A 20,282-nucleotide genomic window follows, 5' to 3' on the forward strand; every position below is an offset into this window, starting at 1 on the left:
AATGCTAGTTTAGTTATACTTTTGACCTAAAAAACTTATGTTAAAACAGTAACTGAATGAATTGATTTAATCTTTTCTTATCTAAAAGGAGATGATAACTTATGAAAAAGTTAACGAATAAAGTTGCTTTAATTACGTCTGGTACAAGAGGAATTGGACTACAATGTGTCAAAACGTTAGCTCGTCATGGTGCAATTGTTTATATCGGTGCTCGACGCTTAGATGCCGCTAATGAAATTTGCACCGAATTAATCAATGAAGGATATGAAGCTAGAAGTGTCTATTTTGATGCAACAAAAATTGAAACATATGAGTCAATGATTAAGACAGTCATTAAAGAAGTTGGTCGTCTTGATATCTTAGTCAATAACTATGGTGGTACGGATTCAGAAACAGACTTAGATTTAATTCATGGACAAACTGAAACATTTTTCAATACCATTCATTCTAATTTAAGTAGCGTCTATCTACCTTGTAAGTTCGCTATCCAACAAATGTTAAAGCAAAACAGCGGAGTCATTGTTAATGTGTCGTCTATTGGATCTTTATTACCTGACATCGCACGACTAGGTTATGGAGTATCTAAAGCTGCTATTAATTCTCTAACCCAAAACATCGCTGTTCAATATGCTAAACAAAACATTCGCTGTAATGCCGTTTTACCAGGGCTCATTGCAACGGATGCTGCCATAAAAAATATGTCTGATGATTTCATTGATTCGTTTCTTAAACACGTTCCACTCCATCGCTTCGGACAACCAGAAGATATTGCAAATGCCGTTTTGTTTTTAGTAAGTGATGATTCTTCATTTATAACCGGTCAACTTTTAGAAGTAGCGGGTGGCTTTGGAATTGCGAGCCCAATGTATGGTGAACTAACGAAAAAATAACGCTGTGTTAGACAATATTGTTGATAGGTAGAATAGAACTCCCCGAATATGGTAAACTAATAATAAACAAATGTTCGAGGTGAGTTTATGACAACGTTAAGTTCCATCAAAGCCGATATTTTAACTTTAAATGATGAACAACAAGCTAATTTATTAAGTTATCTTTCAGAGATTCTATCACTTAGCCCAGTTTCTATAACTGATTGTCGAGAAGCCCGTTTTTCAAAAGGAAAGGCTTGCCCTCATTGTGAAAGTCATGAGGTTTGTAAGTATGGAATCACATGTGGCAAACAACGTTATAAATGTAAATCTTGCCGTCGAACATTTACTGACCTTTCAAAATCGGTTTTATCAAGCTCAAAGTTGCCATTAGAGGACTGGTTAGAATATGCCAAATGCATGATTTTAGGTTTTAGTATTCGTCGTGCAGCTATTCAAATTGGGGTGTGCGTAAAGACCTCTTTTTATATGCGTCATCGTATTTTAGACGCTATTCGTCCGTATATTGGAATGGGACATTTAGAGGGAGTTATTGAAATGGACGAAACATATTTTGCTGAATCCTTTAAAGGAAACCATATCAAGAGTGGATTTACGATGCCTCGTCCGTCTCGTAAACGTGGTGGAGAAGTAAAGAAACGTGGGATTAGTTCTGAACAGGTTTGTGTCTTAACAGGTTTAGACCGCCAAGGAAATATCTATACGGAGCTCGTCTGTAAGGGACGTATGAAAAGCTCTGATTTAAGTCGTGCATTAGAAGGTCACATTGAAGTTGGCTCTATTTTGTGTACGGATAGTCATCAAAGCTATATTCAATTTGTTGAAGATTTTGAATTGGAGCATAAGCGCATTGAGAGTGGAAAACGTAGAACTGATGACTTCTACAACATTCAACGTCTTAATTCTTTTCATAGTCGTCTAAAACTTTGGATGTCTCGATTCAAAGGAGTTTCGACTAAGTATTTAGTTAACTATTTATATTGGATGAAATGGTTAGAATATTTCAAAGATGATAAAGAAGTTTTGAAAGGAAAAAATATGATTCTCCAAATGGTATCCAGTCAATTAGAGCTAAATATCAATGATTATAGAACTCGCCAAGCTTTATTTCGCTAAAAAAGTTGTTAATTTTTTCCTAAAACTCTATAATAAAGATATAAATTGAGTAAAGGAGGGGATTAGGTTTGAACATCTTAATTTTCGGGGGTTCCTATATTTTATTAATTTTAGTGTTAGGGGTTATTTTTACCTTATTTGTATTAACAGGCATTTTTATAAGTCAAAAAAAAGCTTATTTACAACAAAAAAATAACGAAGAGTGGAACCAAAGTTTGATGGATAACAAGGGGCGTAAATTATATTTAATATTACTATATTCTTATTTAATATCTATGTTAGTAATGTTTCCTTTATCTTGTTTTTGGTTTAATTTTATCGGATTTAAAAATGCTAAATTAGCTGCTTTAGTTATGTGGTTAGTAATTTCGATTATTATGACAATAAAACTACCTCAGTTTAAAAGTATGTTCCAGGAAAAGTATAACAAATATTACACTAAATAAAAGAGACTTGTATGATAAGTCTCTTTTATAAATGAATATAACAACAATTTTATCTAACACAGCTAAAAATAAAAAGAAATAAGTCACCTAATATCAGGTGACTTATTTCTTTTTGCTTTCTAATTCTTCGATTTGCTGACGTTGTTGTTCAACTTGACGAATCAGTTTTTGATTTTGATCCATCAATGTTTCGGTCGCTTTTTTTAATCGATCTATTTCTTGATTTTGTTCATTCATCATTTCTTTAATCTGCTCACGATGATCGGATTCAACTAATGCTTTCAATGCCTCTTTTAAATTATCAGCCATTAAGTTTTCTAAATACCAAACGACTTCACGTGCTCGCATTCGATACAGTTCAGGTAGAACAGTTTTTTCGGCTAAGAGAACTTCTAATTGTGATTGTTGTTGGCTAAGTTTCATCACTTCATCACGGATATGATTTGCAATTAGTGAATTAGAAATGTTTTCATACTCTAAACTCTTCTTTGCTTCTTCAATCACTGTTTCTAATGAAGGCATATGTGCTGGCTTTTGTTTAACTAAATAATATTTAATTCCTTGTTGATATAATAAATAAACAATAATTGGCGTAATAATCCAAAATAAGATCACCTTTAAAAATGACACGTTAAAAATAATCAATCCATATCCTAATAAAACACAAACAATTAAATCTAATAAAATGGCTACACCTCTAAAGGCATCTAATTTTTCAATTAAAGACTGATAAGATTGATGGGCTTTATATGCTTCACTCTCATAGTAATTTTTCTTCACCATCTCGATGTACTCTTGTTTCGTTGAGCTAATCGTCTCTTCGAGTGTTGTCTTCTTTTTATCAATTTCGCGTTTGGTAATTTCAATTTCATTAATGATTTCATCTGTTAACCAAAGATTTTTAATTAATTCATCTTTTGATAAGTCATTAAAAGCATTCATGATTATCTCTCCTTTGATTTTAAAACAATGAGTGTTTTACCATATAAAGACTGTTTCATATTCGAAATTATAACAATGTTTAATTTAAAATTCAATCGTCCTTACCTATTGATGTTCATACTTAATGACTCGTCATCTTTTAATTGTTATGCCAGACTTTATGCAAAAATGCTAAATTCCTATTCACTCTTATCATGATTTTCTGTTATAACTGATCTAAATGATATTGTAAATAAACGATTGAAATTTTATGACAAAACTCATGATAAATCTTGCTTACTTTCTCTTAAATTTACGCTTATTTTTATCTTATAAGACATTCTTCTTAAAATAATGCTTTTTTGAAACAATTTAAATCAAAAAAATACATAATTATGACAAATATCCCGAAATTTCTCTTAAAATTATGATATAAATATAGTACAATTTATTTAAGCTAATAGAAAGGGGAAGAGGGATGGTTCTAGAGGCATATGAAAAAACAAGTGAGCGAATTACTGGATATAAAATATATGACTGTGGTACTCAGGTAGCAACCCTCGAGTTCAGGAATCAAACTTGGATTGCTGGGGTACTAAACGAACTTAAAATAGAAACTAAATCTAACTCAGATTTTAGATTAGCTTATGAATGGATTAAACAACAAATTGATGATTCTACCATGCGTATAGCTTAACCAATTTTGGCTCTTTGTCAAATAGTGTTGCTGATTAATTTTTAACCTATTACAATGAGTGACTTGAATTGAAATCCTAGTGGCTATGCTGCTAGGATTTTTACTTTAGGTTTGGTTAGATTTTGAGTAATAAGAATTCTTGATTTAAAATGGTAAAAGCTTCGATAGCCAAAAGCGATTCGTTTAATGACTTTAATTTTATTGTTAATTCCTTCAATGGGACCATTGGTGTATGAAGTGGTTAGTGTGTTTCCAATATAAGATTGATACGTTTTAAACGTTTGAAAAGCAGTTTGGAATTCAGGAGAAATCAGAGGGTGTTTGGCTTGAAGTAAGTGATGGAATCGCTCTAAGTTTTTGGTTTGAAGAGCGAAAAGTAAGTCTTGATAGAGATCGTAGGTGGCTTTTAACTCAGGAGATAAATCAAGTAAAAAGTTTAGGATATCAATTTCTCGCATCGGTTGTTTGAAACAGTAAACGGAGCGATAAGTGGTGGTTTTAATTAACGTGTGGGACTTTAAGAATAAGCGCCAGTAACGTTTGAATTTACGACTGTGTTTTTTAAACTTTTTCATGAATCGAATTCGAGTTTTATTCAGTGCACGAGAGAGATGTTGAACAAGATGGAATTTATCAATCACAATTTTGGCCTGAGGAAACAGCTCCTTAATTAAACTGATATAAGGGGCATACATATCAATGACAATATGTTTAACGCGAGAACGTGCTTCTTGGGTATAGCGTTTAAAATACGTTTGAAGGGAGCTTAGCCGACGATCTTCAATGATATCGATGATTTGTTTCGTATCAGCGTCACAAAAAATGAAGGACATATGCCCCTGGGCAGATTTAACCGATTTAAATTCATCAAAACAAAGATTTTCAGGAAGGGAATTAAAATTTAATGATTGAGATTCATAGAAGCTATGAATGATACGATTGACAGTGGAATGGGACACTTGATGACGACGAGCGATATCAGACTCTGAAATCTTATTTTGAGCCTCTAAAGCAATGGCGTGTTTGGTGTTGTAAGAGATGAAGCAGTTCTTTTCAACAATCGATGTTTTTAGAGTGAACGTTGACTGACAATGCCCACAGTAGTAACGTTGTTTCTTTAAATCTAAATAAGTATCATGGAGTGAAACTTTAGGAATGACAATTCGAGACGTTTTGAACCCATGCTTTTTAAATTTAGAATCAAAGAGAGTTCCGCACCGCTCACAATGAGTCGGTTGATAAGATAAAATGCCTTTAAAGACAAAACTAGTGACACCCTCAATTTTAACTTCTTCCAAATAATCTTCCTCAAATGTGATCTGTTTGTCTTTAATATTTAAGAGTTTTCTAGTAAAATAGGAGTGAGACATCCAATCGATCCTTTCTATTGTTTTTTAGCCGATAACATTGTAACAGGACGGAGACGGGATGTCTCTTTTTTTATGCCATAAAAAGAGGCGTTGCTTCATCAGCAACACCAAATATTATAGAACCCCAATTTTTGAAAAAAGAGAACAAATTTTATTTGTTCTCTTTTTTCATTGTTTAAAAGGAAATTCCTAAGTTTGCCTGACAATAAAAAAGACTTTCTCAAAAAATGAGAAAGTCCTATGAAGATTAATAGATGTTATTTTAAACGTGCTTCTAATTGAGCTTTTAACTCTTCGTTACCTGGTTTTCCAAGTAAAGCAAACATATTCTTTTTATATGCTTCTACACCTGGTTGATCGAATGGGTTAACTCCTAAGATATATCCACTCATAGCACATGCTTTTTCGAAGAAGTATACTAAGTATCCAAAACTGTACGCTGATAATTCTGGTAAGTCGATGATTAAGTTTGGAACCCCACCATCAACGTGTGCTAATAATGTTCCTTGGAACGCTTTTTTATTAACAAAGTCGATTGTTTGTCCAGCTAAATAATTTAATCCATCTAAATCAGTTTCTTCAGCTTCTAAAACAACTTCACGAGTTGGTTTAACAACGTTAACAACTGTTTCAAAAATGTCACGACGACCTTCTTGGATGTATTGTCCCATAGAGTGTAAATCTGTTGAGAATGATGCAGATGCTGGGAAGATTCCTTTTTGATCTTTACCTTCAGACTCTCCAAATAATTGTTTCCACCACTCGTTGAAGTATAATAACGCTGGTTCGTAGTTGATTAACATCTCAATTGTTTTACCTTTTGAGTATAATGCATTACGAATCACTGCATATTGATAAGCTTCGTTTTCTGCTAAGTTAGGATTAGCATATTCAACGCGAGCATCATTTGCTCCACGCATCATTTCTTCAATGTTAATTCCGCTAACTGCAATCGGTAATAATCCTACTGCTGTTAAAACTGAGAAACGTCCACCTACGTTATCTGGAACAATAAATGATTCATATCCTTCGCTAGTTGCTAATGTTTTTAAAGCTCCTTTTGAAGCATCTGTTGTTGCATAAATGCGTTTGTTTGCTTCTTCACGTCCAACTTTTTCAATTAATAATTTTTTGAATACACGGAACGCGATAGCTGGTTCTGTTGTTGTTCCCGATTTTGAAATAACATTGATTGAGAATGTTTTATCTTGTAAGTATTCAACTAACTCTTGAACGTAAGTTGATGAAATGTGGTGACCTACGAAGATAATTTGTGGTGTTTTGCGTGTTGACTTATCTTGTAAGTTATAGAAGTGATTATTTAATGCTTCGATTGCTGCACGAGCTCCAAGATAAGATCCACCAATTCCGATAACTAATAATACATCAGAGTCTGATTGGATTTTTGCTGCTGCTTTTTGAATACGAGCGAACTCATCTTTATCGTAGTTTTGAGGTAAATCAACCCATCCTAAGAAATCGTTTCCTGCTCCTGTTTGTTCATGAATACGGTTATGAAGTACTTGAACTAATTCATTAGCGTACTCTAATTCATGAGCTGCAACAAAAGATGCTGCATTTTCGTAATTAAATGATAGGAATTTTCCCATTGTATTAATCCTCCTTGTTAACCCTTACTATTTTCTCGAGTGAGTCTCGAATCCAAATGGGTAAATATTGTGCGAGTGGTGCAAAACCACTTGAAGTCTCAAAGTCAGACGCTTTCATACGATGATATCGGTAACTATTATTTCCGATGCCTTTTAAACTTAATCTCGCCTGACGACGTTCAGAGTTAAAATTAAGAACTTTGACTTCAATATATTGACCGATATTTACAAAATCACGGATATCTTTTACATATCCGTCCGACAATTCTGAGATATGAATTAATCCATTACAATCTTCACTCAATTGGACGAACGCACCATAAGATTGGATACCAGTAACTTTCCCTCGTACGATACTCCCTTCTTTGATTTTCATCGTTTACACCTCAGTTCATAAATACCCTTTCATTATATCATAAAGTTATTTCCATATAATCGCTATTGTGAATTTTTTTTACTTTCAGCCATCATTTTACAAGAAAGAAACGATAAGATAATAGATCAGTGAACAAAAAAATCCTAAAAACACTTCCTTAAACACTTCAGCCGATTCATTTCCAATAGATTTAAACATTTTTTTCTCTTTAATATTTAACCGATTTTGAAGTTCATTTAAACATAATGCCTGTCTTGCTAGCTCACGATGAAGGATTAGACAATCGACAATGACAACTGAAGCTAAAGCAAAACTAATCGCAAAATCAATACTTTCTATTCCTGCTTTGAGCCAGACAGCTGTTACTAATGAAGAAACTAGATTTAATTTTAAATTAATCCACTCACTTCTAGAAAAGAACAAAGATAGCTTAATGTGTTTGATCTCTCTATAATGAATGACTGCATTTATAATTTGTTCAACTATGAGCGAAAAAATAACCGCTTCTAAAATATAATTAATTTTCATTTTCTAAGCTCCTTCATTTAATCACTTTAAATTATTATATGAAAATAATCATTTAAAAGACGCTTAGATGCTTTAACTATTAAAAAAACCTTAGAAAGGGTTGAGCCTCTCTAAGGTTTAATCAGTTTATTTAAACAACAATATTTTATTTCATCATAGCCGAACTATGTTTATGATGATGAACTCTTTCAGGATATGCGTAAGCAATAGCCGCATTAATGGCTACAACCACTTCACCAAATCCAGTCGTGATCATTTTGATTTTTCCATCAAATGTACAAGCATCTCCTGCCGCAAAAATTCCATTAATACTTGTTTGTTGACGATGATCAACACAAAGTGAATTTTTATCTAATGCTAAATCCCACTCTTTAATAGGTCCTAATGAAGAGATAAATCCGTATAAAACAATCACTTCATCTGCATGAACTGTCATCGTTTCATTCGTTGTCACGTTCTTTAATTCAACAGCGGTCACAAGGTCATGATCACCTGTTAACCCCGCTGCTACGTATGGTGTTAAAATATTGACATTAGACGCCTTTAATTTTTCAACACTCGCTGCATGAGCTCTAAACTCATCGCGTCGATGAACCACCGTTACATTTTTAGCAACACCATCAAGCATTAAAGACCAATCAACCGCTGAATCTCCTCCGCCAAAAATGACAACATCTTTTCCTTTAAACTGATCCATTGTTGGAACAAAATAATGAATATTTTTAAACTGCTCTGCACTCTCAACGTCTAATTTTCTAGGAGTAAAGGCTCCATTACCAGCAGTAATAATAATTGAACGAGAGTAATGACACTCTTGATTAGTACAAATTTTAAATGTTCCATCCTCTAGTTTTTCAACGGTTTCAACCTTTGTATTTGTAACCACATCAATTCGATCATTAAACTGCTCTAATTGTATTTTTAATTGCTCTACCATTTCACCTGCTTTAATTTTGGGATGTCCTGGTAAGTCATAAATATATTTTTCAGGATATAAAGCTGCTAACTGTCCCCCAAGCTCTGGTAAAGCCTCGATAATCTTTGTTGTCATTCCGTGCATTCCCGCATAAAAGGCTCCATAAATCCCAACCGGACCGGCTCCTATAATCGTTAAGTCATAAATGGTTTTTGTCATCCTTCTCACCTCTTTGATCCGATTACTATCTCTTTTTACTATCTCTTTGTCCTAATGGTATTTTTTTACCCTTGACTTTTTTACGTAACCGTTACTTCTATTTTTATATAGTATATCTAAAAATAGAGGTGAAGACAACTTTTACACATGAGAAATTTAGACAATACCTACTAAGATTCCATAAGTGATAGCGATAAAAATTCCAAATAATGTTCCACAAAAGGTTTCTAGTGGTTCATGACCTAACAACTCCTTGAATCTTTTTTGATAAGATTCATCTTGAAAGATTGAAAAATTACCTGTTTTAACTAAGTCATCTAATAACTGATTCAACATTTTAGCATGTTGACCTGCATGACGTCGCACACCCATTGCATCATAAATAACAACTGAAGCTAAACAAAAAGAAATGGCGAATGTCGTTGAACCAATACCATCCACTAACGCAATAGCAGTTGTTAATGCAGCAACAAAAGCAGAATGTGAACTCGGCATTCCTCCGGTAGAGAAAACTAGTGCTGGATTCCACTTTCTTTTAGTTATTAAACAAATTGGAACTTTTATCAGTTGAGCTAATACATTAGCTAAAATTGCAGATTCTAGTACATAATTAAACCACATAACTACTCTCCCCTTTATTTAAGAGACTACGCTTCTTTTCGATGTGCAATTCGACTAGCAGCCGCTGCAGCAATCGCACCTACTAAATCATCCATAAACGTTTGACAACATCCTTCAGCTTTCCCTCTTTGATCAATTTCACCTAAAATTCCTGGTTTAAGCTTATCAATATAACCGTAATTTGTAAACCCAATGGAACCATAAACGTTTAAAATCGAAAAGGCGAGAATTTCATCTATTCCATACAATGAATAGTCATTATTAACCATTTCCTGTAATGGGCCTTCTAACAAATTCATTTCTGCTAATTCATCTAATCGAATACCGGTTAAAACAGCATTTTGGACCTCTCTTTTTTTAAGTACCGCCTCCACATTATGAAGACAAATCTCTAATGTTAAGCCATCATAGTAATTTGATTGTAAAAAATAAGTTAATTCTGCAATTTGTTCGAGCGTTACTCCTCTATCATTAATTTTTTTTATGACTAATTCTTCTAACAATATTTTTTCCATTTTAATTTCATCCCTTCAATTATCATATTTATCTGTCACACGCGCATAGATATAGATTAGACACTTACTTCAAAATTTGAGGATGATCTGAATGAAGGAGCTAATTAACTGGTATTATGAACTCCAAATTGACCATTTAGAACAGTTGAACGATGTCTACTATACGAAATTGAGTGACCGCTATATTTATATTATATCGGTTGGAAAAGAGAAAAATACAATTTTTTTCCACCTTCTACAATATTTACAGTACTCAACAGAACAGCAAATCTTATTATCTAAAGAAAATACAACGACTGTGTTATTTGAAGAGCAACATTATTATGTCTTACAATCAACTGTTATTTTGCATGAGTTTGTTGATATTCGTACCCTTCAAATTCCAACGATTTATCCTGAACCTTATGCACTAGCTACTGAATTAAAAGAAAGATGGATTGCTAAAAATCGATTACACGAAGAACAATTAAACGTTTTAATTAATCATCTATCATCTAACCATGACCGTCTTTTATTTTTTGATTTAGCTACTTATTATATTCATCTAAACGAACAAGCCTATACGTTTATTAATGAACTAATCGATGTAAAATACCCAGTTTCTCTTTGTCATATGCGTCTAACACCGACCACTTATAAATTTGAATGTTTCTGTCCTAAACTATTAACTTTAGATAATAAATCCCGCTGCTATTGCGAGTATATCCGCCATCTTTACTTAATGAATCATGATTTAGTGCAAGTTCAATCCTTTGTGAAAATTATTAATCAAGTTAATCCATTAAGTAAAGAAGAGTGGTCCTTACTGTACGCTAGACTATTCTTTCCTACTCAATTTTATGATGCCTTATTTGGCTTAAGGCAAGAAAATGAAACGGTTAATATTGCGCGTATGTACGAACAGGCACTTGATTACGCCAAACTTCTTTATCAATTACCGTATGAAGTCTATCATAGTAAATCTATCGAACTTCGTGTTCCTGAATGGGTCAAAAAAGAAGCATTTTCTAAAAATTAAATAAAACAGTAAAAAAAGAGGCTCTACTCGAATATAACTAGTAGAGGACCTCTTTTTTTAATAATTATAATGAAAATTCATCAACATTTTCAACGCCGATAACACCTGGAACCTCTTCTAATAAAATCTGTTCGATTCCATCTTTTAACGTAGAGTCCATTGATGCACATCCAACACATGCACCTAACATTTGAACATAGACAATTCCATCTTCAAACTTAACGTATTCCACGTCTCCACCATCGCGTTGTAAATAGGGTCTTAATTTTTCTAAAATTTCAACGATCTGTTTTTCTGTTTCGTTCACTTCGATCACCTCATGACATACTAGTTAAATTATAAAACGCAGCCTTGAAAAAGTAAACAGATATACATAAGGAGGAATACTTTTGTTACCTATTTTCTTTACTAAATTGTCTACGTCCGAAAATAACCTCATAATTATAAATGCTCTAGAGCAATCTATACCTTCATTAGATTATGCGACTTTAGCAAAAGATATGAGTGATCCAGTTAAGGGAATGGCCTCAGATGGAGTCATTCTATTACTTCCCTCTGAATTAGCTGATATGAAAATGACGATTTACAATCGTGATGGATCGCGTGCTAAAACGTGTGGAAATGGCTTACGCTTGATTGGTCATTATCTATTAGAAATTGACCGATTTTTAAATCCAACACTCACCATTGAAACCGACGTTAACGTTTGTACGTTAACACGTCAAGATCATACAATAACCGTTGATTTAGGATTTGCTCATTCTCTCATCGATCCTTATCAAACGCTCTCATTAACTAGTCACCCAAAAGATTACTGTAGTGAAATTGAAACCTCATCTGGAAATTGGCATGTTGATATGATTTCAATGGGAAATTCACATTTTATTATTTATACTGAAGACGATCACGATACATTCATCAACGAATCCAAACGAATTTCTAAACAACATGATGTGAACGTTGGAATCGTGACCATCATTAACTCGACTCAGCTAAAACTTACGACGTATGAACGCGGCGTTGGTCTAACCGGATCTTGTGGAACCAATGCAGCCGCTGCTGTTGCTAGTGCCGTTACTAGAGGCCTATTGAAGCCATACACTCCACTCACCGTATACACACCAGGTGGTGACTTAACACTTATTTGGAATGAAGAGGCGCATCTTTTAGTGAGTGGGCATTGTACAAAAGTATGTTGCGGAACTTATTTCTTTCAAAATGAAAAAGAGGACTAATTGAGTCCTCTTTTTCTATTACCCTATATTCTTTAATCAAATTTCCACTCTTTTTAATGAAAGGCTCTGTTTTAGAAGAGTGTTTATATTTAACTAAACACACGAATTTCATGTTGATGACGTTGAACGATTCATCAATTAAAGTTGATCCTATCAATGGTTTTAGCCATCAACATTTATTTAAAACACAGCCTAATGAAAAAACAAAATTTAAGCGTCATTAAATACTAAATTCAGTTAAATCTTTCAAAACATGAGTGGGAGGGGTATCGTAGTTCATGACGTCTTCTCGTTTAGACACGCCTCCTTCAATATAAATGGTTGGCATATTCGCATGAATTCCCGCTAAAATATCTGTAAAATAGTTATCCCCAATCATTGCAACGTCTTGAGCAGGTAATTGAATCAGTTTTAAAGCCTCTTCCATAATAATGCGTTCTGGTTTTCCAATGAACGTTGGCTCAACACCCGTTGAAACAGTAATAACAGACGTTAATGCTCCGTTTCCTGGTAATAATCCTCGTTCTGTTGGAATCGCAACATCTCCATTAGTTGAGATAAATTTAGCACCATTACGAATCGCTAAACAAGCTAATGATAACTTTTCATAAGTAATCTCACGATCAAGACCAATCACCACATAATCAGGTGCTTCACTTGTAATCGTTAATCCTTTTTCAACTAAAGCAGTCTCAAGACCCACCTCACCAATCATATAAACTTTTGCCTGAGGATTTTGATCATAAATATATTGTGCCGTTGCCATAGATGGCGTATAAACTTGCTCTTTGGTTACTGGATATCCAAGGTCTGATAACGTATCAGCTACCATCTGTGGTGTCTTTGTACTATTGTTCGTTAAAAATAAATATGGAATGTTTTTTTCATGAAGCGCTTGAACGAACTGTAACGTTTCTTCAACAACCTTTGTTCCATGATAGGCAGTTCCATCTAAATCAATTAAATATCCTTTATACATAAGTCTCCTCTTTCTATTTCTTTGATGTTGTCCACTCTTCTGAAGGCTGATTTGGAACGATTTTTTCTACTACATAATAAGGACAACCATAAGCACAGTATTCTGAAATATACTCTGGAATAGTTAGACATTTTGAATCAAGAGGGACGTTTTTACGTTCATTATAATAAAATCCTTTTAATCGAAGTTGTCCACCTGAAAAATCCCCCACAATAACATCATATTTTTCTAAAATCTCCGTTATTTTCTGATAAAATAATTCTTCATCAAATTCGACGAGATGTGTTTTTACAATTTGATATCGATAACGACTCACTAGCATCACCTCTTAACTATTTATAAACTAGTTTTATTGTAGCACATCTCCTTTAAAACCGTAAATTTAATAAACTATATTTTCACGAACTCACAGTATAAGCTTTTATTTGAGTCATATAATATTTTCTTTTTTAATGTAACACCAAAAACTCATTATGGTAACAAACTATCTTCTACTCCATTTCCAATTCCTAGATCAGGCGTTGGATTCGGTTCTTTAATCGGACTATCATTAGTTTTGCCTGACTCATTGGTAAATGGACTTAGTGGAGAAATGGAAGAACTACTACCCATATAGTAGTATTGTGGCGTTTGACCTGTAATCATTTTAATGACGATAGGACTTTTAACAGAAATCATCGTTTCATCCGACTTAAAAGGTAAACTCACCTTCATTCGAACCGTGACCTTTAGTGAAATTTCAAGTAGTGCATTATTGATCCCATATGGCTTCACATCTGTTACGATATCCGTTACTGCATTTCCAATCACTTTTGATGATACGGGAAGACGGGGTCCATATTCATGAAATAGTGAAAGATTAAGAGCAGCCATCAAGGGTACTGATAATAATATCCCATCTTCATACGGTCCTCCATAAATCGCATCTAATCCAAGTTCACTTAAATCGCCACTCTCAACCAGTAACAACTTTTCTTCGACTTGATGTGTCGCTGAAACCAGTAATCGATTGAGCTCCGGCGTATTAATATAAACACTGCTAACATATCCTTCATCATTTTCTTCAAAGTGAATCACGTCTTCAACATTAAAAGAGACGAGCTCACTTTGTCCAATTGCTTCTTTTATAATGAGAGTTGCAATATTAATTGTTTGTTTTGACGCATAGTTTATCACCATCGCATAAAGATTGCTATACATGAAATTTGCAAAATAAATAAGCCCACATAGAATAGACAAACCGATGAGCCGTCGTTTCCATCTTTTAAAAGAAGCAGTTCCTGTCTTTTTTCGTTTCATTCGTCTTCTATTTCTTCTTTTCATCTTCTACTACATCTCCTTCTACAAACTCCCCTGAATACGAAACCGGTTACAAACTAAAACTCCATTGTGATTACCAATACCTGATGTCATAATGTAAGGGTTCCCTGATAATGATCACGGATCATCTTTCCTCCTCTGCTAGGGGGTTCCCTGGCGATGATTTAAAATCATCTTTCCTCCTTTACTAGGGTGAGACACTCCCTGGCGATGATTTAAGAGAATTTCTTCTCCATAATTCAAGCATTATTTCCTAAGAGATTCCCCCTGTTTTCGCCTTAAACACAATAAGTTCTGTTTTAATATGAGATACATATTATAAAAGCATGGACAAAACACATTAAGTTCATAACGTCAATTATAGAGGAGGGCTACTACGGGGGATTAGATTAATCAGTACTAAATGTATATTCTTACAAAAAGAAAGCTTGACCATTTTTAATTAAAAGGAGTGAAAAATAATGAACTTACATGCCATTTACCATCGACCTAATCAAAATTATGCCTACGCATACGATTCACAAACCATCCATGTACGATTACGTACCGCCAAAGATAATGCCAAACAAGTGACCGTCCGTTTTGGTGATCCTTATCATTGGATGACTGGCGGAGGGGGCGGAAATTTAACAGCCGAAGGGGCTCAAGGTTGGATTAATCATGAAGTCGTAATGAAAAAAGAGGCATCTACCGATTTATTCGATTTTTGGTTTATCAGTCTGAATCCTGAATTTAGACGAATGCGATATGCTTTCATTATCGAAGATGAACATGAAAAAATTTTGTTTGGGGAGAAAAAAATCGTCGCATTAACAGATGATGAAAAATTAGACTCCATTCCTTTAAATGAAATTGGAAACTTTTTTTGCTTTCCGTTCCTAAATCCTGCAGATGTCTTTGACGCTCCTGAATGGGTCAAATCAACTATTTGGTATCAAATCTTTCCTGAACGTTTTGCAAATGGTGATGCTAAACTTAACAAAAAACAAACAGTTAAATGGGGAAGCATGGATCCAAAACACGATACGTTCTATGGTGGGGATTTAGTGGGAATTATAGATCATCTTGATTACTTACAAGAACTTGGAATCAATGGTATCTATTTATGCCCCATCTTCAAATCACCTTCTAATCATAAATACGATACAACAGATTATTTTGAGATAGATCCTCATTTTGGCGATAAAAAGACATTCAAAAAACTGGTTGAAGCAGCACATAAACGCGGGATAAAAATTATGTTGGATGCTGTTTTTAATCACTGTGGATGGGAGTTTCCTCAATGGCAAGATGTTTTAAAAAATGAAGAAAACTCTCGATATAAAGATTGGTTCCATATTCGTAAATTCCCACTTATTGAAGAAACATTTGACCCGCTCTCACAACCTAATGGTTTAAATTATGATACATTCGCCTTTTCTAAACGGATGCCTAAATTAAACACAGAAAACAAAGAGGTTATGGAGTATCTGTTAGAAGTTGGACGTTATTGGATCAAAGAGTTTGATATTGATGGTTGGCGTCTAGATGTTTCAAACGAGATCGATCACGTTTTTTGGCGTCAATTTAAAAATGCAGTTCGTGAAATTAAAGAGGATATTTATATTTTAGGAGAAGTTTGGCACGATGCGATTCCTTGGTTAGCAGGCGATCAGTTTGATGCCGTGATGAACTATCCACTTCAAGATGCCATCTTAAAATATATCGCTCTTGAGGAAATGAATACTTCTCAGTTTTCAGTTGCATTAAATAAACTTTTTACTAACTACGCTCAAAACGTCAATGAGGTGGCTTTTAATTTACTAGATAGCCACGATACGCAACGCCTTTTAACAGCTTGTCATGGCAATAAGAAAAAAGCCCTCTTAGCTTATACGTTATTAATGACTCAAACCGGAGCGCCTTGTATTTACTATGGTGGGGAAATTGGATTAGATGGTGGAGCCGACCCTCTTTGTCGAAAATGTATGATTTGGGATGAAAAAATTCAAGATCATGACATGTTTAACTACTTGAAACAATTGATTCATCTACGTAAAACATATCCTGCTTTAAGATCAGCGCATCTTGAATGGTTAAGCACAAATGATACTGAATCTTACCTCATTTATAAAAAACAAATGGATGATGAAGTCATCTATATCCTTTTAAATAATAGTAATCAAACTAGAGAGCTAGATACGTCTAGTTTACCGAGTGCTCACTACACTGAACTTCTAAGTGAAACCAATCTAACCATTGGCACAAACGTTCTAATTCCTGCTTATACTGCTTGGATTTTAAAAAAAGTCTGACATAAAAAGGGGGAGATTAGATGAGCGAGACAATTAAACGTCAATCACTAAAGCAATTGGCTTGGCCTATTTTCATTGAACTAACATTATTTATGCTAATGGGAACGGTCGATACCTTTATGTTAAGTGCCTACTCCGACTCAGCTGTGGCAGCGGTTGGAATGTCAAATCAGGTGATTAATCTAATTGCAGTCATGTTTAATTTTGTAGCAGCGGGAACCATTATTTTAATGACACAAAATCTAGGTGCTAATCATCAAGAAAAGGCTTGTGAAATCGCAGTTGTTTCAATCGGAGCCAACTTAATCATTGGACTTATTTTAAGTTTAACGATGGTGATCTGTTCAAAGTATATCCTTCGATTTATGAATACACCTACTGAGATTATGGGGGTTACTGTCACTTACACTAAAATTATTGGAAGCTTCTTATTTTTAATGGCTATTCAACCCGTGTTAAGTGGAATTTTAAGAAGTTATGGCTATACGAAGCAGTCTATGATTATTACATTAATCGCTAATGCACTAAATGTATTTGGAAATGCGATTTTTATTTACGGGTTATTCGGGGTTGCAAAAATTGGTCCAATTGGAGTTGCCATCTCTACCGTTTTCAGTCGCCTCGTCACTATTGTGCTCATTGCTCTTGTTATTTTTAAAAAGATTCATTTTAACTTTTCAAAAGATTTTTTTAAGCGACTACCCATTCAAGAAATACAAAACATCTTAAAAATCGGAGTTCCTTCAGCACTTGAACAGGTAGCCTATTCTAGTTCACAGGTTATTATTTTATCGTTTGTTTCTTTACTTGGAACATTAGCTATTACAACGAGAGTATATACCTCAAATTTGTCTATGTTTATTTATTTGTTTAGTTTAGCAATTGCCCAAGCTAATCAAGTTTTAGTTGGGTACTTAATCGGTGAACAAAAAATTGAAGACGTTTATCATCAAACATTTAAAACCCAGGCATTGGCCGTTAGTGTTTCAATCACTCTTTCGATTATAGCTTATCTTATGAGTCATTCATTATTTGGAATTTTCACTCAAGATGAAAGTATTTTATCACTTGGAAAATCTTTATTATTAGTCAATATCCTCCTTGAAATTGGTCGAGCTTCCAATCTCGTCTTGACTAATGCCTTAAAAGCTACAGGAGACGTTAACTATCCCTTCATTTTTGGGATCATCGGGATGTGGCTCATCTGTATTCCTATTGCCTATTTATTAGCTATTCCTTTTCAATTCGGACTAGTTGGCATTTGGATTGCGTTTGCCGTGGATGAATGCTTTAGAGGACTTATTTTCACGCTTCGTTTTAAAGGTAGAAAATGGATTGATAAGTCTTTCATTACCTAGCTTGTCTGATATTAATTGACACTGTCAAAGATTGTCCTTTATAATTAGGGTACAGTTAATGAGCATAGAGGTGAACAATTTTGGCGAATATTAAAGACGTCGCAAAACTTGCTAACGTATCAGTAGCAACTGTATCACGCGTCATCAATAATAAAGGATATGTCAACGAACATACAAAAGAGTTAGTCATGCAAGCAATTAAAGAATTAAACTATGTTCCAAACGAGATCGCACGATCACTTTATCGTAAGTCATCTAAAATTATCGGAATTATTATTCCTGATTTAAAAAATGAATTTTTTAACGATATGATTTCTGGAGTTGAAGAAGTGATCTTGCAACATGGTTATAAAACGATGCTTTGTACATCAAGAGAAAGTCTTGAACGCGAAAAGGAATATTTACAAATTTTTTCAACTCATAAAATTGATGGTTTAATTCTTTGTTCAAATTCTCCAGATATCGCATCCTATACTAATCTTGACATTCCAATCGTTGCATTAGATCGAATTATTAGTAAAGATATTCCATCTATTACATCCGATAATTATATGGGGGGAATTTTAGCAGCAAACCGATTAATGGTTGCAAATTGTGTCAATATTGTTCAATTTAGGGGACCAAAAACTTTATCTCCTGCTAATGAACGTTCAAATGGTTTTTTACACACCTTACACCAACATTCTAACTTAAACGTTCATACTGTTGAGTTAGAATTTACACCTGAGAGTATCACTGATATTCATAATTTCTTACAAGCACATCCTGAAATCGATGGAATTTTCGCTGCAAGTGATATTATCGCTGCAAACTGTATTCGTTGTTTGAAAAAATTAGGACGCGACGTTCCTCAAAATATTAAAATTATCGGTTATGATAACACGAGTATTTGTGAGTTTATGGATCCTACCCTTTCAACCATTGCTCAACCTATCGTTTCAATGGGAGAAATCGCAGCCGAAACCTTATTCAAACTCATCAACAACGAACCCATCGAACAAATGCACATCTCACTACCCGTTCGACTCATCGAACGAGAATCTACGAAATAAAAGCTTGAAGCAAGCGGTTATCTAACCGTAAAGGTTAACAAAAAAGGCTGATGACTCTTTCGAGTCGTTAGCCTTTTTTAAACCTTATAGGAGAGATGATTGCTGAAAGTAGATTGGGTCCCTGCGCTAAGTAGCATCATCTCTGATGATGGTCTTAGCTATCCTCCGCTAGTAGGGCTTTATATCCATTCTAGTATTGTGATTAATCCAAAGGCTGGTGACTCTGTTGAGTCGTTAGCCTTTTTTAAACCTTATAGGGGAGATGATTGCTGAAAGTGGATGGGTCCCCTGGTGATGATCACAGATCATCTCTCCTCCTTTACCAGGGCTGGGTCCCCTACGCTACGGAGAGAGTGAAACGAACTCGTAGCTTTCCTCCGCTAGTAGGGCTGAGTCCCCTGTGCTACGTAGAGAGTGAAACGAACTCGTAGCTCTCCTCCACTGGTAGGGCTGAGTCCCCTGTGCTACGTAGAGAGTGAAACGAACTCGTAGCTTTCCTCCGCTAGTAGGGCATTATATCCGTTCTAGTATTGTGATTAATCCAAAGGCTGGTGACTCTGTTGAGTCGTTAGCCTTTTTTAAACCTTATAGGGGAGATGATTGCTGAAAGTGGATGGGTCCCCTGGTGATGATCACAGATCATCTCTCCTCCTTTACCAGGGCTGGGTCCCCTACGCTACGGAGAGAGTGAAACGAACTCGTAGCTTTCCTCCGCTAGTAGGGCTTTATATCCATTCTAGTATTACAATCAATTTAAAAGGCTGATGACTCTAAAAAGTAATCAGTCTTTTTACTTTATAT

21 protein-coding genes are annotated in these 20,282 nt (G+C 34.5%); 9 read left to right on the plus strand and 12 right to left on the minus strand.

Annotated elements, in window-relative coordinates; translation table 11 throughout:
* Nucleotides 1-101: 101 nt before the first annotated feature.
* The 3 genes from JRC48_RS07125 to JRC48_RS07135 all read left to right on the plus strand — a co-directional run bounded on the left by JRC48_RS07125 (nt 102) and on the right by JRC48_RS07135 (nt 2,452).
* On the plus strand, nt 102-890 hold the full coding sequence (locus JRC48_RS07125) for an SDR family NAD(P)-dependent oxidoreductase (protein WP_235068878.1): 789 nt from the start codon (nt 102-104) through the stop codon (nt 888-890).
* An 87-nt stretch (nt 891-977) separates the two neighbouring features.
* Complete coding sequence (locus JRC48_RS07130) at nt 978-2,006, plus strand: IS1595 family transposase (protein WP_235068879.1); 1,029 nt, start codon at nt 978-980, stop codon at nt 2,004-2,006.
* Between the two features lie 68 nt (nt 2,007-2,074).
* Entirely contained in the window at nt 2,075-2,452 is a 378-nt protein-coding gene (locus JRC48_RS07135) for a hypothetical protein (RefSeq protein WP_235068880.1), read from the plus strand.
* Between the two features lie 102 nt (nt 2,453-2,554).
* Here the strand turns inward: JRC48_RS07135 and JRC48_RS07140 are convergent, their stop codons facing one another.
* Nucleotides 2,555-3,394 carry a hypothetical protein gene (locus JRC48_RS07140; RefSeq protein ID WP_235068881.1) on the minus strand — a complete coding sequence of 280 codons (840 nt, stop codon included), beginning with the start codon at nt 3,392-3,394 and terminating at the stop codon, nt 2,555-2,557.
* Between the two features lie 457 nt (nt 3,395-3,851).
* Between JRC48_RS07140 and JRC48_RS07145 the strand changes: the two genes are divergently transcribed.
* Complete coding sequence (locus JRC48_RS07145; protein WP_235068882.1) at nt 3,852-4,070, plus strand: hypothetical protein; 219 nt, start codon at nt 3,852-3,854, stop codon at nt 4,068-4,070.
* Nucleotides 4,071-4,153: 83 nt separating this feature from the next.
* Here the strand turns inward: JRC48_RS07145 and JRC48_RS07150 are convergent, their stop codons facing one another.
* From JRC48_RS07150 to JRC48_RS07180, 7 genes are all read right to left on the minus strand, one after another.
* On the minus strand, nt 4,154-5,440 hold the full coding sequence (locus tag JRC48_RS07150; protein WP_235068883.1) for an ISL3 family transposase: 1,287 nt from the start codon (nt 5,438-5,440) through the stop codon (nt 4,154-4,156).
* 257 nt (nt 5,441-5,697) lie between these two features.
* Nucleotides 5,698-7,050 carry a glucose-6-phosphate isomerase gene (locus JRC48_RS07155; protein WP_235068884.1) on the minus strand — a complete coding sequence of 451 codons (1,353 nt, stop codon included), beginning with the start codon at nt 7,048-7,050 and terminating at the stop codon, nt 5,698-5,700.
* A 4-nt stretch (nt 7,051-7,054) separates the two neighbouring features.
* On the minus strand, nt 7,055-7,426 hold the full coding sequence (locus JRC48_RS07160; protein ID WP_235068885.1) for a S1 RNA-binding domain-containing protein: 372 nt from the start codon (nt 7,424-7,426) through the stop codon (nt 7,055-7,057).
* A 96-nt stretch (nt 7,427-7,522) separates the two neighbouring features.
* Nucleotides 7,523-7,954 carry a divergent PAP2 family protein gene (locus tag JRC48_RS07165; RefSeq protein WP_235068886.1) on the minus strand — a complete coding sequence of 144 codons (432 nt, stop codon included), beginning with the start codon at nt 7,952-7,954 and terminating at the stop codon, nt 7,523-7,525.
* A 145-nt stretch (nt 7,955-8,099) separates the two neighbouring features.
* A complete protein-coding gene (locus JRC48_RS07170; protein ID WP_235068887.1) occupies nt 8,100-9,089 on the minus strand; it encodes an NAD(P)/FAD-dependent oxidoreductase in 990 nt (329 codons plus the stop codon).
* A gap of 156 nt (nt 9,090-9,245) precedes the next feature.
* Nucleotides 9,246-9,710, minus strand: a complete 465-nt coding sequence (locus JRC48_RS07175; RefSeq protein ID WP_235068888.1) for a divergent PAP2 family protein — start codon at nt 9,708-9,710, stop codon at nt 9,246-9,248.
* Nucleotides 9,711-9,736: 26 nt separating this feature from the next.
* Nucleotides 9,737-10,225, minus strand: coding sequence for a phosphatidylglycerophosphatase A (locus tag JRC48_RS07180; RefSeq protein WP_235068889.1), 489 nt, complete (start codon nt 10,223-10,225; stop codon nt 9,737-9,739).
* Between the two features lie 91 nt (nt 10,226-10,316).
* Between JRC48_RS07180 and JRC48_RS07185 the strand changes: the two genes are divergently transcribed.
* On the plus strand, nt 10,317-11,243 hold the full coding sequence (locus JRC48_RS07185) for a hypothetical protein (RefSeq protein WP_235068890.1): 927 nt from the start codon (nt 10,317-10,319) through the stop codon (nt 11,241-11,243).
* A 64-nt stretch (nt 11,244-11,307) separates the two neighbouring features.
* Here JRC48_RS07185 and JRC48_RS07190 read toward each other — a convergent pair whose 3' ends face one another.
* Nucleotides 11,308-11,550, minus strand: coding sequence for a NifU family protein (locus JRC48_RS07190; RefSeq protein WP_235068891.1), 243 nt, complete (start codon nt 11,548-11,550; stop codon nt 11,308-11,310).
* An 82-nt stretch (nt 11,551-11,632) separates the two neighbouring features.
* Here JRC48_RS07190 and dapF point away from each other — a divergent pair, with 82 nt between their 5' ends.
* Nucleotides 11,633-12,478, plus strand: coding sequence for a diaminopimelate epimerase (dapF, locus tag JRC48_RS07195; RefSeq protein ID WP_235068892.1), 846 nt, complete (start codon nt 11,633-11,635; stop codon nt 12,476-12,478).
* Between the two features lie 220 nt (nt 12,479-12,698).
* On the opposite strand, the gene JRC48_RS07200 is transcribed toward dapF, so the two are convergent.
* The 3 genes from JRC48_RS07200 to yunB form a co-directional block, all read right to left on the minus strand.
* Entirely contained in the window at nt 12,699-13,457 is a 759-nt protein-coding gene (locus JRC48_RS07200) for a TIGR01457 family HAD-type hydrolase (RefSeq protein WP_235068893.1), read from the minus strand.
* Between the two features lie 13 nt (nt 13,458-13,470).
* On the minus strand, nt 13,471-13,773 hold the full coding sequence (locus JRC48_RS07205) for a YutD family protein (protein WP_370630356.1): 303 nt from the start codon (nt 13,771-13,773) through the stop codon (nt 13,471-13,473).
* A 155-nt stretch (nt 13,774-13,928) separates the two neighbouring features.
* Nucleotides 13,929-14,780, minus strand: a complete 852-nt coding sequence (gene yunB / locus JRC48_RS07210) for a sporulation protein YunB (RefSeq protein WP_235068895.1) — start codon at nt 14,778-14,780, stop codon at nt 13,929-13,931.
* 458 nt (nt 14,781-15,238) lie between these two features.
* Between yunB and JRC48_RS07215 the strand changes: the two genes are divergently transcribed.
* The 3 genes from JRC48_RS07215 to JRC48_RS07225 all read left to right on the plus strand — a co-directional run bounded on the left by JRC48_RS07215 (nt 15,239) and on the right by JRC48_RS07225 (nt 19,481).
* Nucleotides 15,239-17,071 (plus strand): glycoside hydrolase family 13 protein, encoded by a 1,833-nt coding sequence (locus JRC48_RS07215; RefSeq protein ID WP_235068896.1) that lies wholly within the window; start codon nt 15,239-15,241, stop codon nt 17,069-17,071.
* Nucleotides 17,072-17,091: 20 nt separating this feature from the next.
* Complete coding sequence (locus JRC48_RS07220) at nt 17,092-18,429, plus strand: MATE family efflux transporter (RefSeq protein WP_235068897.1); 1,338 nt, start codon at nt 17,092-17,094, stop codon at nt 18,427-18,429.
* An 80-nt stretch (nt 18,430-18,509) separates the two neighbouring features.
* Nucleotides 18,510-19,481 (plus strand): LacI family DNA-binding transcriptional regulator, encoded by a 972-nt coding sequence (locus JRC48_RS07225; RefSeq protein ID WP_235068898.1) that lies wholly within the window; start codon nt 18,510-18,512, stop codon nt 19,479-19,481.
* Nucleotides 19,482-20,282: the final 801 nt, after the last annotated feature.

The sequence above is a fragment of the Turicibacter sp. TJ11 genome, from assembly GCF_021497505.1.
Taxonomy (GTDB): domain Bacteria; phylum Bacillota_I; class Bacilli_A; order MOL361; family Turicibacteraceae; genus Turicibacter.